11 protein-coding genes are annotated in these 12,822 nt (G+C 64.2%); 9 read left to right on the top strand and 2 right to left on the bottom strand.

Annotated elements, in window-relative coordinates; genetic code table 11:
* Positions 1-8 precede the first annotated feature (8 nt).
* Genes HPTL_RS01145 through ruvA form a run of 9 tightly spaced genes read left to right on the top strand, consistent with a single transcriptional unit; the run spans position 9 to position 7,990 of the window.
* Positions 9-1,646: an AAA family ATPase gene (locus tag HPTL_RS01145; protein WP_119334330.1), complete on the top strand. Its 1,638-nt coding sequence runs from the start codon at positions 9-11 to the stop codon at positions 1,644-1,646.
* 3 nt (positions 1,647-1,649) lie between these two features.
* Positions 1,650-2,408, top strand: a complete 759-nt coding sequence (locus HPTL_RS01140) for a BPSS1780 family membrane protein (protein WP_119334329.1) — start codon at positions 1,650-1,652, stop codon at positions 2,406-2,408.
* A complete protein-coding gene (gene nadD, locus HPTL_RS01135) occupies positions 2,405-3,070 on the top strand; it encodes a nicotinate-nucleotide adenylyltransferase (RefSeq protein ID WP_119334328.1) in 666 nt (221 codons plus the stop codon). Before HPTL_RS01140 ends, nadD begins: the two co-directional genes overlap by 4 nt.
* On the top strand, positions 3,057-3,479 hold the full coding sequence (gene rsfS / locus HPTL_RS01130) for a ribosome silencing factor (RefSeq protein ID WP_197713726.1): 423 nt from the start codon (positions 3,057-3,059) through the stop codon (positions 3,477-3,479). Before nadD ends, rsfS begins: the two co-directional genes overlap by 14 nt.
* Before the next feature lie 48 nt (positions 3,480-3,527).
* Positions 3,528-4,019, top strand: coding sequence for a 23S rRNA (pseudouridine(1915)-N(3))-methyltransferase RlmH (rlmH, locus tag HPTL_RS01125; protein ID WP_119334326.1), 492 nt, complete (start codon positions 3,528-3,530; stop codon positions 4,017-4,019).
* Entirely contained in the window at positions 4,016-4,666 is a 651-nt protein-coding gene (locus tag HPTL_RS01120) for a Maf family protein (protein ID WP_119334325.1), read from the top strand. The genes rlmH and HPTL_RS01120 overlap by 4 nt, the downstream gene beginning before the upstream one ends.
* A gap of 10 nt (positions 4,667-4,676) precedes the next feature.
* Positions 4,677-6,203: a ribonuclease G gene (gene rng / locus HPTL_RS01115; protein ID WP_119334324.1), complete on the top strand. Its 1,527-nt coding sequence runs from the start codon at positions 4,677-4,679 to the stop codon at positions 6,201-6,203.
* A gap of 30 nt (positions 6,204-6,233) precedes the next feature.
* On the top strand, positions 6,234-7,304 hold the full coding sequence (locus HPTL_RS01110) for a prenyltransferase (protein ID WP_119334323.1): 1,071 nt from the start codon (positions 6,234-6,236) through the stop codon (positions 7,302-7,304).
* On the top strand, positions 7,301-7,990 hold the full coding sequence (ruvA, locus tag HPTL_RS01105; protein WP_119334322.1) for a Holliday junction branch migration protein RuvA: 690 nt from the start codon (positions 7,301-7,303) through the stop codon (positions 7,988-7,990). Before HPTL_RS01110 ends, ruvA begins: the two co-directional genes overlap by 4 nt.
* A 61-nt stretch (positions 7,991-8,051) precedes the next feature.
* Here the strand turns inward: ruvA and HPTL_RS01100 are convergent, their stop codons facing one another.
* Positions 8,052-8,558 carry a GlcG/HbpS family heme-binding protein gene (locus HPTL_RS01100; protein WP_119334321.1) on the bottom strand — a complete coding sequence of 169 codons (507 nt, stop codon included), beginning with the start codon at positions 8,556-8,558 and terminating at the stop codon, positions 8,052-8,054.
* A gap of 85 nt (positions 8,559-8,643) precedes the next feature.
* On the bottom strand, positions 8,644-12,744 hold the full coding sequence (gene hrpA, locus HPTL_RS01095; RefSeq protein WP_119334320.1) for an ATP-dependent RNA helicase HrpA: 4,101 nt from the start codon (positions 12,742-12,744) through the stop codon (positions 8,644-8,646).
* Between the last annotated feature and the right edge of the window lie 78 nt (positions 12,745-12,822).

Raw genomic sequence — 12,822 nt, 5'->3', positions numbered from 1 at the left:
GCAGCGTGATGCCGCGCGAAAAGACGTTCAACACCGCGGGCCCATCGAAACCCGAGCTCCACTATATGATCGACCCCTTGGCGCGGATCGATCTCCCGGAAGTCGAAGCACTCATCGCACAGGAACGCTACTTTGTGCTGCACGCGCCACGACAAACCGGCAAAACCACCTGCCTGTTGGCGCTCATGAATCACCTCAACCGCGAAGGGCGCTACCGCGCGCTCTACGCCAACATCGAAGTGGCGCAAACGGCCCGTGGCAACGTCGCCGAAGGGATCGGCGCGGTACTCACTGCGCTCTATGAGGCGGCCCGCCTCTACCTGGGCGAATCGCGCGGTCAAGCATGGGCGCACGCCGCGCGCGCCAACGACGACCCCCACACATGGCTCCAACGCTGGCTTACCGAATTTTCCCTGGCCGACCCGGATCGACCCGTGGTGCTGCTCCTGGACGAAGTCGACGCCCTCGTTGGCGACACCCTGGTTTCGCTCCTCAGGCAACTGCGTGCTGGTTACACCCAGCGGCCACGGGCGTTTCCGCAATCGGTGATCCTGTGCGGCGTGCGCGACGTGCGCGACTACCGCATCCACACGCCTGGGCAAGAGGTGATCACCGGCGGCTCGGCGTTCAACATCAAAGCCGAATCGCTGCGTTTGGGAAACTTCACCTTCGACGAAACCAAAGCGCTGTGGTTGCAGCACACCGAGGCCACCGGGCAACGGTTCGACGACGCGATCTGGGAACCCCTTTGGCTCGACACCGAAGGGCAGCCGTGGCTCGTCAATGCGCTCGGGCACGAATGCACCTGGAAAGACAAAACGCTACGCGCCGACCGGACGGCGCCGGTGACGCTCGAACGCTACCAACTGGCACGCGAACGGCTCATCCAATCGCGCGCGACCCACCTCGACCAGCTCGCCGACAAACTCTCCGAGCCGCGGGTTCATCGGGTGATCGCGGCGATCCTCGAAAGCGAAGCCGACCCGGCGGCGCTCTCGGAAGAGATCGCCCCGGACGACCTGCAATACGTCTATGACCTGGGGCTGATTGCGGTGCGGCCGATGGTGCGCATCAGCAACCGCATCTACCGCGAAGTGATCCCGCGCGAACTCACCTGGACCAAACAGGTCTATATCACCCACGAAACGGCGTGGTACGTCGACCCAGCCACCCACCGCCTGCAGATCCCGAAACTCCTCACCGCGTTCCAAGAGTTTTTCCGCGAACACTCCGACGCGTGGCTGCAAGGCTTCTCCTATCGCGAAGCAGGCCCGCAACTCCTGTTGCAAGCCTTCTTGCAACGCATCGTCAATGGCGGCGGGCGCATCAACCGCGAATACGGGCTGGGACGCAAACGCACCGACCTCTTGATCGAATGGCCGCTCGACCCCGACCAAGGGTTGTTGGGGCCGAAACAAAAAGGGGTGATCGAATGCAAACTCGTGCGCAACGGCAAAAACCCGGAGGCGGTCGTGACCGAAGGAATTGCCCAAGTAGCCGACTACGCCGACCGTTCGGGGGCCAAGGAAGCCTATCTGGTGGTATTCGACCGCCGCGACGCAATCCCGTGGGAAGCGCGCATCTGGCAGCGCGAGTACCCGTGGCCCGGAAAACCGGGGCAAACGATCGGCGTGTGGGGGATGTAAGCGATGCGCACCCCTACGCTCTCTTTTGCTGACGGCTGGCGCTGGACCCGCGACGCCTTTCGGTTGTGGCGCCGTGCGCCCGCGCTCACCGCGTACGTCTCGTTCGGGTATCTGCTGCTGCTTTTACTCCTCTCAGCGGTACCGCTCTTCGGTCAATTCCTCGCGGCCGTCGCGATGCCGATCCTGCAAATGGGCGTATTGGCCGGGATGCGCGCCGCCGAACGCGGTCTCCGCCCCGGGCCGGAAGTGCTCTTCGAAGGTTTCAAAGGACCGTGGCAAGCGCTCGCGGCGGTGGGCGCACTCAACTTCATCGCCAATCTGTTGCTGCTTTTGGTGCTCTCTTTGACGATGGGCGAAATGGCGCTTTTTCGCCCGATGGTCATGCAGCCTGAAGCGCTCGACGGTGCGATGGCGATGGGCACGGCGTTCGACCCGATGCCGATCTTGATCTTCTTGTTGCTTTCGCTACCGATCACTGCGGCGTACTGGTTTGCCCCGCCGCTCATCGCGTGGCACCACGTCCCGTGGCCCAAAGCGCTCTTTTTCAGTTTCTACGCCTGCCTGCGCAACTGGGCACCGCTTTTGGCATGGACGATCGCGATGGCGCTCATTCTCACTGCCGCGGGTGTCGTCGTCGCGCTCCTAGCCTCGCTCGTCCATCCGATGCTCTTCACGGTCGCGCTCTTCCTGTTGCCGCTCGTCTTTGTCCCGGTACTCTTTGCCGGTTATTACCGCCAAGTGGACGAACTGTTCCTCCCATGATCGGTCTCATCGGCGGAACGTTCGATCCGATCCATTTCGCCCACCTGCGCCTTGCCGAAGAGGCGCGGGAAGCGTTACGGCTCGACGCGGTGTGGTTCGTTCCCAACGCGCGCCCGCCTCATCGCGCACCACCCGTGGCAAGCGCCGAACATCGCGCGGCGATGGTCGCCCGTGCGATCGCCAACGCCCCCGCGTTTCGGCTCGAACGGTGCGAACTCGAGCGGCGCGACCAACCGAGCTACACCGTCGTCACATTGGAAACGGTACGACAGCGCATCGGTGCAAATACCCCACTCTTCTGGTTGGTCGGCGCCGACGCGTTCGCCGGGCTCGACCGCTGGCACCGCTGGCGCGTGGTGTTGTCGCTGGCGCACCTGGTGGTCGCTACCCGACCGGGGACCACACTCTCCGAAGCAACCTTATCGCCTGCGCTGCGCCCGCTCTGGGCGGCGCGGCGCACGCCGGACGCGGTCGCGACCGCCGATCGACTGCCCCCAGCGGGATGGGTGATCGCATTACCAATCACCCATCTGGCGATTTCGGCAACCGCGATTCGTGAGCGAATCGCAGCCCGGAAGAGCGTCCGCTATTTGCTTCCCGATGCGGTTCTCGGGTATATTGAACACCATCGTCTTTACCGGAAGGATCATGAAGCCGTCTGACCGTCCAATGGACACCAACGCATTGACCCAATTGGCCATCGCCGCCCTCGAAGCGGTCAAGGGCGAAGCGATCGAAGCATTCGATACCACCCAAGTGACGCCACTCTTTGAGCGGGTGGTGATCGCGTCGGGCAATTCGACGCGACAGGTCAAGGCGCTTGCGCGCAACGTCGTCGAAGAGGCAAAAAAACACCATGCCCCGATCGTCGGCGTGGAAGGAGAAGAAGGGGGCGAATGGGTCCTCGTCGACCTCGGCCCCGTGGTGATCCACGTGATGCTCCCTGCGGTTCGACGTTACTACCGCCTCGAAGAGCTGTGGGGCATGCCCCCCGCAACACGGGTGGCTGCTGCGAACGTCACCCCGCCCCAAAACGCGTTGGGCGAACCTCATCCGTCGGCAACCGAATGAACGCATCCCCACCGGCTGACCCCGCAACCGCGAACGCAATGTGCTGAAATGGCCTTTTTCACCCTGTACACGATCGGCCACCGCCCCCCACAATGGGTTCGAGAAGGCTTTGCCGACTACGCCAAACGTCTGCCGCCAGCATGGGGGCTCGAACTTGTCGAACTCAAAGCGGAACTGCGCAGCAGTGACTGTGCTGCGGAACGCGAACGCGCCCGAGCCCGCGAGTGCGAACGGCTGCGCGCGCGGATTCCCGCCGGGAGTCGGTTGGTAGCGCTCGACGAACGGGGCGCCGCGTGGACTACCGAAACGCTTGCCGCGAAACTGGCGGTGTGGCGCGACGCCGCGCGCCCAGTTGCGTTCGTGATCGGCGGTCCCGACGGGTTCACCGACGCTTTTCGCCGCGAAGCGGACGAACTGTGGCAACTCTCTCGGTTGACGCTCCCGCACGCGCTCGTGCGGGTGATCGTCGCCGAAGCGCTCTACCGCGCGTGGAGCCTGCTCGCGGGCCATCCGTATCACCGCGGAGGAGCAACGGAATGAATGCCCCACCGCGCCTCTACCTTGCGTCCCAAAGCCCGCGGCGGCAGGCGCTGCTCGAACAACTGCGCGTTCCCTTCACGGTGTTGCCCACAACCAACAACGCAGAGTGGGTCGACGAGACGCCGCTTGCGCACGAAACGGCGCAACAGTATGCCATTCGCCTTGCCTGTGCCAAAGCGCGCGCCGGCTGGGACGCCTGGTCCCAGCGCAGCGCCCCATGCGAAGTGACGTCAGCCCCAGCCGCTGTGGTTTTGGGGGCGGACACCACAGTAGCGCTCGCTGGCAGAATTCTGGGCAAACCCAAGGATGCCGACGACGCCGTCGCAATGCTGCGTGCGCTCTCCGACACCACCCACGACGTGATCACCGCGGTGGCGCTCACCGACGGCAACCGCATGGAATACGCCGTCTCGCGCTCCACCGTCCGCTTCGCGCCCCTTCCGCAAGCGTGGATCACCGCGTACGTCGCCAGCGGCGAACCGCTCGACAAAGCAGGCGCCTACGCCTACCAAGGAGCGGCCGCAGCGTTCATCCCGGAAATCCGCGGCAGCGCCTCGGGAATCATTGGGCTGCCGCTTTTCGAAACCGCCGAGCTTTTGGCCCGCTTCGGGCTCGGCCCCCATTGCGTTGCGAGCCTTCCCGAATGAGGATGCCGCTATGCCGTCTGAACCCGTGACGCAACTTGGAACGCCGCCAACCCTGATCGAACCCCCAGAGCTCCAACGTGAGCTGCTGGTGAACTGCACCCCGCAGGAGACGCGAATCGCCGTCGTCGAAAACGGCACCGTGCAAGAACTCCACATCGAACGGGCCAGCCGTCGCGGGCTCGTGGGCAACATCTACCGCGGCAAAGTGGTTCGCGTCCTGCCGGGGATGCAATCGGCGTTCGTCGACGTTGGACTCGAGCGAACCGCGTTCCTGCACGTGACCGATCTGCTCCCGAGCGGTGCCGAAGTGACTCGGGGCGAAATGCCACGCATCGAGCGGCTGTTGCGCGAAGGGGAAGAGATCACTGTTCAAATCGTCAAAGACCCGATCGGCAGCAAAGGGGCGCGGCTCACGATGCAGCTCTCGCTCGCGGGCCGCTTTCTCGTTTATCTTCCGCACGACGACGGCCAGATCGGCATTTCGCAAAAGATCGAAGACGAACACGCCCGGGAAGCGTTGCGCGCGCGGCTCACCGCATTGCGGCCGAGTCACCTGTCAGGCGGCTTCATCGTCCGCACCAACGCGCTCGAAGCAAGCGACGAGCAGCTTGCTGCCGATATCGCGTACCTCGAGCAGGTTTGGCAAGAGATTCAACAGAAAGCAGGGGCTGTGCGCGCCCCTGCGCTCCTCTATGATGAATTGGACCTGGTGTTGCGCGCGGTGCGCGATCTCGCCGACCGCCACACCGTCCGGATCCAGGTCGACTCCCGTGAAAACGCGCAGCGCATGATCGCGTTCGCGCAACGCTACGCGCCGCACGTATTGCCACTCATCGAACTCTACCGCGGCGAACGCCCTCTTTTTGCCCGCTGCCACGTCGAAGAGGAGATCGAGCGGGCGTTGGCGCGACGGGTCGAGCTCAAATCGGGCGGCTATCTCATTTTCGACCAGACCGAAGCGCTCACCACGATCGACGTCAATACCGGCGCGTTCGTCGGCGCGAAGAGTTTCGACGAGACGATCCTCAAAACCAATCTGGAAGCGGCGCAAACGATCGCGCGCCAACTGCGCCTCCGTAACCTGGGTGGCATCATTTTGGTCGACTTCATCGACATGACGCTTCCCGAACACCGCGAACGCGTTCTGGAAGCGTTCCAGAAGGCGCTCGCGCGCGACCCCACCAAAACGACCGTAAGCGGCTTTACGCAACTGGGGCTCGTCGAACTCACCCGCAAACGCACCCGCGAATCGCTGTCGCAACAACTCTGCGAACCGTGCCCGACCTGTGCGGGGCGCGGTTTCGTCAAGACCGCCGAAACGGTCTGTTTCGAAATCCTGCGCGAACTGGTGCGCGAAGCGCGGCAGTTTCCCCATGTCCAGGAGTTTCTGATCCTCGCGGCCCCCGCCGTCGTGCGCCTTTTCGAAGAGGAGCACGCGCAGGCGCTTGCGATGGCCAGCGAATTTCTGGGCAAACCGATCGCGTTGCGCGGCGAAGCGGACTACCCCCCCGAACACTACGACATCGTGGTACGCTAACCGCCGTTTGGAAACCAAAGGTCAACCGCTATGACCCGTTCGCTCGAACTCGATGCGGCAGAACCGCACCCAAGCTGGCGTGCTTCGCTCGCCAAGACCTACTTTCTGGCGACGCGCCCGGCCTTTTTCACCATCACCGCAATCGGTGTCTTGTTGGGTAGTGCCTACGCCATGTGGCACGCGGCGCACGGTGCTGCCACAGACGCGGCGCCGCTTGGCTCGGCAGAGATCGGGATCACCGTGGGGCTATTCCTCCTTACGCTCCTTTTGGCGCTCACCGCCCACGCCGCCGCGAACGTGATCAACGACGCATGTGACGAGGCGACAGATCGCTGCAACCGCACCCGCCTCTACCCCTTCACCGGCGGCAGCCGCTTTTTGCAAAACGGGGTGCTCACCCGCACGGAATTGGTGCGTTTTGCGGTCGCGCTCTTTCTCATCACCGCGCTCGGCGGATGCGCGCTCACCTTGTGGCTTGCCACCGTGGCACCGATGCGCGCGGTGGCGCTCGCCGGTATCGGGCTGGTCGGCCTCTTCGTTGGCTGGGCCTACTCGGCGCCGCCGTTGCGGCTCTCTGCGCGCGGCATGGGCGAAATCGCGATCGCCGTGGCCTGGTCGCTGGTGGTGGCGGGCTCGGCCACCGTGATCGGCGCGCCGCTGACGCCTGCTTTCACTAAGACGGCGCTCTTTGCTTCAGTAGCGGTGGGACTCCCCTTCGGCCTACTGGTCGCGAACATTCTCTATATCAACCAATTCCCCGACGCCCCCGCCGATGCGGCGGGCAACAAACGGACCGTGCCAGTTCGCTTCGGTGCCCACGCCGCTTGGGGCTATCCGCTACTCGTGGTGGGGGCGCTTGCGCTGCACCTGTTCCTCACCGCCGCAGGGCTGTTGCCGTGGCTTGGACTCTTCGCCCTTGCTGCGCTCCTTCCTGCGCTTTGCGCCACCCGAATCCTGTTCGCGTTCGTGCGCGAACAGCCGCTCTGGAACGAGACGACCGACTTTTCGCCGCTGCGATCCGCGATCGTCGCGACGCTGCAAGCCGCACACGGCTACGGGCTGCTGCTTGCGGTGACCCTCATCGGAGACGCGTTGCGATGATCGCGACGCTGACCGGTACGTTGCGGGAGAAAACCCCACCAACCGTCCTCATCGAAACCCCCGGCGGCGTCGGTTTCGAGGTGTGGGTGCCGATGAGCACCTTCTACACCCTGCCCGCTACTGGCGAAACCGTGCGACTTGTCACCCACCACGTGGTGCGTGACGACGAACAGCAACTCTTCGGTTTTGCTACCCGCGCCGAACGCGATGCGTTTCGTTTGCTGATCCGGATCAACGGCGTCGGACCACGGATCGCGCTTGCGCTGCTCTCGCACCTCACCTTGAGCGAACTCAAAGGGGCGGTGGCGGAACAACAGAGTGCGCGGCTCGTGAAGATTCCGGGCATCGGCAAAAAGACCGCCGAACGGCTCTTGCTGGAACTCAAGGACAAACTGGCGCTTCTGCCCTTCGGTGGCGATGCCGCGTCTGCCCCACCGACCTCCACCACCGCGAAGACCCGCGCACAGAAAGGGGACGTCAAGGGGGAAGCGCCTACGCCAGAGACACCCCCGCCCAACGGACGCGACGCTGAGACGCGGTGGCAACTCGCGCGCGACGTTGCCGCGGCGCTCGTCGCGCTCGGTTACAGCGAGGCGCAGATCGCGCCGCTCGTTGCCGAACTGCCGTCGGATCTGACCCTCTCGGAAGCCATCAAGTGGGCGCTGCAGCGAATCGCTTCACGATAGCGCCCGAAACGAACCATTCGCGGTAGCAGCGCCGCACCACGCGTGCCGACACGCTTTCGCGTCAATCGCTCATTTCCAGATCGGCCTGGACGGCGTCGATACCCGCCTGTGCACACGCCTCATCGGTGGTGCCACTCGGCGCGCCCGAAACGCCTACCGCACCGTAAAAAACCCCACCAGCTTCCACCGGCAACGCTCCTGCCGACATCACGACACCGGGAACACGGCCAATGGGGGTATTGGCCCGATCGTTGAGCGCAGAGGTCGGTACGCCGAACATCGCTGCCGCATAGGCCTTGCCGCGGCTGATCTCCAAAGTGATCGGCGGCGCCAGTGTGTCACGCAACGCCACCTGCACGATGCCGTTGCGATCGACCACCGTGACGCCCACCTGAATCCCTTGCGCACGGCAATGGTGCAATGCCGCAGTCGCAATGCGTGTTGCCGTACCGAGTGACAGCCGAGCAACACGAACGGTCAGCGGTTCGTCGGACCATGCCGGGAAGCTCAGACCGGTCAAAGCCGCCGCTGCAATACCCACCACGCGACGTCGGAGTAAACGCTCCATGATGCACTCCTTCCACAGATGACGATCGCCCTCCTGATCAAGGAACCATTATAGCGACCACCCATTGCATGGTCACCAAGAGCGATCACCCATGCCCCTGCTGCGCCCACAATCGCTCCAGCCGCTTGATGCTCACCGGCATCGGCGTTTTGAGTTCGGACGCAAAGAGCCCGACACGCAATTCTTCGAGCAACCAGCGATATTCGGTCCAAAAAGAAGGCCACGCGCCACGCGCCTTCGCCGTCACTTTTTGCCACGGAAGCGCGGCACGCTGCCATTCGGCCAGCCACCTGCGGTCACGCGCCGGGTCTTTTTCCAATTTGTCGAGCCGAACGACAATCGCTTTGAGATAGCGCGTGTAGTGCTGCAACCGGGCCCACGGGGTGCGCGCCAAAAACCCCGGTGGGGTGAGCGCTGCCAGCTGCGCCCGAATATCCGCGACCACCTCCGGGTGAACGCGCTCGATCCGCTCCAGCCGTTTTTCGATCGCGGCGATCTGCTCGAACCAGCCAAGCGCAGCGCGCATCATCGCGTCGGCAACCAACAGGAACTTCTCCCGCCCTTGTTGGACACGTTCGTCGAATGCCGCGCGCGTTCGCGGCAACGGTTCTGCCAGGCACACCTCTTGCAATGCCGCCTCGATCACAGTCTCTTCGAGCGCCTCAGGGCGTTCGCGCGCCAACCAGACCATCGACAGCCGTTTGAACGCGTCGCTGCGGGTGACCGAGCGCACCGCCTCTTTGAGGGCAAAGCGCAGCAACCGCAGCACCCCACGACGGTGCGCGGCAGCGGCAGCCGTTTCGGTATCGAAAAGCTTGAGGCGCGCCCCGCTACTGCCCGCGTCGTCGAGCGCCGGGAATCCGATGGTCGCCACCCCGGCGACCACCGCCTCGGCGATTTCCGGAAGCTCCGGCCAGATCCATTCGGTCGCGGGGCCTTCGGGGAGTGGCGCGGTACTGCGGGTCTCTCTTGGCTCCGAAGCGCCGCCGTCGCGTCGCGCGCCCTGGTTGGCGCGCCCCTTGGCGTCGGGCGCGTCCGTGGGTTCGCCCCCCGTCTTAGACCCGGCTGATGCGTTTTCGTCCGTACCTGCAGACGCAGCGCCGTTCCGGCCGTGCGCCCGCCACGCTTCGGCAAGCGCCGCAAACGCCCCGCGCGCCTTTTGCCCAAGCGCTTGCTTGAGCGCGTCCAACTGACGACTTTCGCGTAAGACGCGGCCATGGGCATCGACGACGCGGAAATTCATGAAGCAGTGGGCAGGCAGCGTCTCGAGCCGAAAGTGCGCTGGCAGCGTCGCCACTTCGGTGCGCGCCTGCACCCAACGGGCCAGGACCTCGGTGAGCGACTCCTTGCGCCATTCGGGGTGCGCCGCGCAATCGGCAAGGAACGCTTGCACGCTCTCAGCGTGCGGTTGCAAGCGGTGCTTCTGTTTGTTGGGCAAACTCTTGATGAGCAGCAATACCTTCTCTTCGAGCATTCCGGGCACGAGCCACTCACAGCGCGCCGCTGGAATTTGGTTCAAGAGTGCCACCGGGACGGTGAGCGTCACGCCGTCGTCGCGCGCCGCGGGATCATGAACGTAGCGAAGCGGCAGCGGCTGGCCGAAGAGATCGAACGTGGCCGGGAAACGCTCGCTCACCACCCCTTCGGCTTCTCGGGAAAGGAGCATCTCCCGTGTCAGAAAGAGTAATTTCGGATCACCACGCTCGGCGTTGCGTCGCCACGCTTCGAAACTGGCCAGATCGACCACGTCTTCGGGAATTTTGCTTGCGTAAAACGCTTCGAGCCACCCCTCATCGACGAGATCGGGTCGGCGTAACCGCTGTTCGAGTTCGCGCAGTTCGGCAACAAGCGCCAGATTGTGCTGCAAAAACGGCATCCGCGCGATGCGCTGCGGCGGCAGGTTCCCAGCCACCAGCCCTTCACGAATAAAGAGCGTACGGCAAAGCGCGGGATCGACGTGGCGGTACGAAACCGGTCGGCCACTATAGACCGTGAGGCCAAAGAGCGTCCCCTTTTCCAGTCCGCGCACCTCGCCGGCACGGCCGTTCCAATGGGGTTCACCCACTTCCCGCACGATCAAGTGCGGCACTGCGCGTTCGATCCAGCGCGGGTCGATCGCGGCGACGGTCCGCGCGTAGGGTTTCGTCGTCTCGACCCGTTCGGCGGCCAAGACCCACGCCGGTTGCGCGCGCCGCAGCGGACCGCTTTGCGGATGGAGCCAGAAGCGAACCCCTTTCGCCCCCAAATAGCTGCCACGCAGTTCGGGTTTGTCGTCGCGCGCTTTCTGCCCGACCCCGTGCGGCAACGCAGTAAGGAGCGCAGTATGGATCACCTCGTATGTGGCGGGTTGTTCGTTGTCGCGCCACCCCATCGCACCGGTGAGCGCGTGCAGTTGTCCTTCCACCTCGCGCCATTCGCGCAAGCGCAGCCACGACAGAAAGTGGCGCTGCGCCCACTGGCGCTGTTTGTTGCCGCTTTCGTGGCGAATCACCTCCTGCCAAGCCGACCAGAGGTTGAGGTACCAGCAAAATTCCGATTTGGCGTCGCGGTCACTGCCGCGAAACCGCGCGTGCATCGGGTCGGCTTGCGCCTCACGGTCGCCGGGTCGCACTCTGGGGTCGGGAACCGAAAGCGCCGCGGCAAGGATCCGCATCTCCTTGAGGCACCCCAGTTCATGTCCCGCGACGAGCAGCCGCGCCAGATGGGGGTCGATCGGTAACTTCGCCAGCAGCGTCCCCGTTGGCGTCAGTTTGCGGGTTTGCGCGTCGAGCGCCCCGAGTTCGATCAGTTCTTGGTAAGCCCCTTGCACCGCGCGATAGGGCGGCGGATCGAGGAACGGGAAATCATCGACCTCCCCAAGGCGCAACGCCGCCATCCGAAGCACCACCGCCGAAAGCGAGGTGCGCAAGATCTCCGGGTCGGTATGCGGCGCTCGGGCAGCGAAATCGCTTTCGCTATAGAGGCGAAAGCAGACCCCGTCCATCACGCGGCCACAACGGCCAGCGCGCTGCTGCGCAGCGGCTTGACTGATCGGTTCGATTTTGAGTTGCGCCACCCGCGTGCGCGGGTTGTAGCGATGAATCCGCGCCAACCCCGAATCGATCACGTAGCGGATATTGGGAACGGTGAGCGAAGTCTCCGCGACGTTCGTCGCCAGAACGATGCGCGCGCGCTTGCTTCGTGCAAAGACCCGCGCCTGTTCGGTTGGCGACTGTCGGGCAAAGAGCGGAATGATCTCGAATTCGCGTTTGATCGTTGCGTGCGCGGCTTCGAGCGCGGCGCGGGCCTCGCGAATTTCCCGCTCTCCAGGCAGAAACACCAGGATATCCCCAGGGCCTTCCTGCCACGCCTCGGCCACGCACGCCACGATGCCGTCATAGAGCGGTTCTTCGCTCTCTTCGAGCGCGTCGATGGGACGATAACGCACCGCGACAGGGTAGAGGCGGCCGCTCACTTCGATGATCGGCACAGCGCCGGCGACCGTTTCGAAATGGCGCGCAAACCGCGCCGCGTCCAGCGTCGCACTGGTGACGATCACCTTGAGGTCGGGGCGACGCGCCAGCAGCCGATGCAAATAACCCAGCAAAAAATCGATGTTGAGGCTGCGTTCGTGGGCTTCGTCGATGATGATGGTGTCGTACGCGGAAAGCCACGGGTCGCGCTGCGTCTCCGCCAACAAAATCCCGTCGGTCATCAACGTGATGTAGCCGTGCGGACTCGCGACGTCGTGAAAACGCACCCGAAACCCAACGCTGCGCCCGAGCGACTCACCCAACTCTTCGGCGATGCGCGCTGCAGTCGCGCGCGCGGCGATCCGCCGCGGCTGCGTATGGGCGATCTGACCACTGATCCCACGTCCCGCCGCCAAGCAGATCTTGGGCAACTGCGTGGTTTTTCCGGAACCGGTCTCGCCGCAGACGATCACCACCCGGTGGGCACGAATCGCCGCCGCGATCGCATCCGCTTTCTGGCTGACCGGTAGTTCCGGGGGATAAGTCACCTCGGGGCGCGCCGCCAAACGCGCCTGCCATGCCGCATGGGAGGCCGCGATGATCTGCGCACGCTCTTCTTGCAACCGCGCCCGCACTTCGGGGTCGCGCGCCCGCTGCAACCGCCGGGCAAGCGCAATCACGCGCCCCCGGTCGCGGGCAAGAATCCGATCGAGATCGTTCGTTCGTTCGTCCATCACCCGGGTCAATCATGCGTCCTGGCGGGCGATTGTAGAGCAATTGAACGGTATATTTCGTCTTTTGTCTTTCGTTCC

Source organism: Hydrogenophilus thermoluteolus, from assembly GCF_003574215.1.
Lineage (GTDB): Bacteria > Pseudomonadota > Gammaproteobacteria > Burkholderiales > Rhodocyclaceae > Hydrogenophilus > Hydrogenophilus thermoluteolus.
The sequence above is the reverse complement of the archived record's forward strand: the minus strand, read 5'-3'. Positions and strand labels throughout refer to the sequence as shown.

Excerpts from the sequence above, each read along its gene's own strand:
- HPTL_RS01145 (WP_119334330.1), top strand. The coding sequence starts at position 9 with ATGCCGCGCGAAAAGACGTTCAACACCGCGGGCCCATCGAAACCCGAG.
- HPTL_RS01140 (WP_119334329.1), top strand. The coding sequence starts at position 1,650 with ATGCGCACCCCTACGCTCTCTTTTGCTGACGGCTGGCGCTGGACCCGC.
- nadD (WP_119334328.1), top strand. The coding sequence starts at position 2,405 with ATGATCGGTCTCATCGGCGGAACGTTCGATCCGATCCATTTCGCCCAC.
- rsfS (WP_197713726.1), top strand. The coding sequence starts at position 3,057 with ATGAAGCCGTCTGACCGTCCAATGGACACCAACGCATTGACCCAATTG.
- rlmH (WP_119334326.1), top strand. The coding sequence starts at position 3,528 with ATGGCCTTTTTCACCCTGTACACGATCGGCCACCGCCCCCCACAATGG.
- HPTL_RS01120 (WP_119334325.1), top strand. The coding sequence starts at position 4,016 with ATGAATGCCCCACCGCGCCTCTACCTTGCGTCCCAAAGCCCGCGGCGG.
- rng (WP_119334324.1), top strand. The coding sequence starts at position 4,677 with ATGCCGTCTGAACCCGTGACGCAACTTGGAACGCCGCCAACCCTGATC.
- HPTL_RS01110 (WP_119334323.1), top strand. The coding sequence starts at position 6,234 with ATGACCCGTTCGCTCGAACTCGATGCGGCAGAACCGCACCCAAGCTGG.
- ruvA (WP_119334322.1), top strand. The coding sequence starts at position 7,301 with ATGATCGCGACGCTGACCGGTACGTTGCGGGAGAAAACCCCACCAACC.
- HPTL_RS01100 (WP_119334321.1), bottom strand. The coding sequence starts at position 8,558 with ATGGAGCGTTTACTCCGACGTCGCGTGGTGGGTATTGCAGCGGCGGCT.
- hrpA (WP_119334320.1), bottom strand. The coding sequence starts at position 12,744 with ATGGACGAACGAACGAACGATCTCGATCGGATTCTTGCCCGCGACCGG.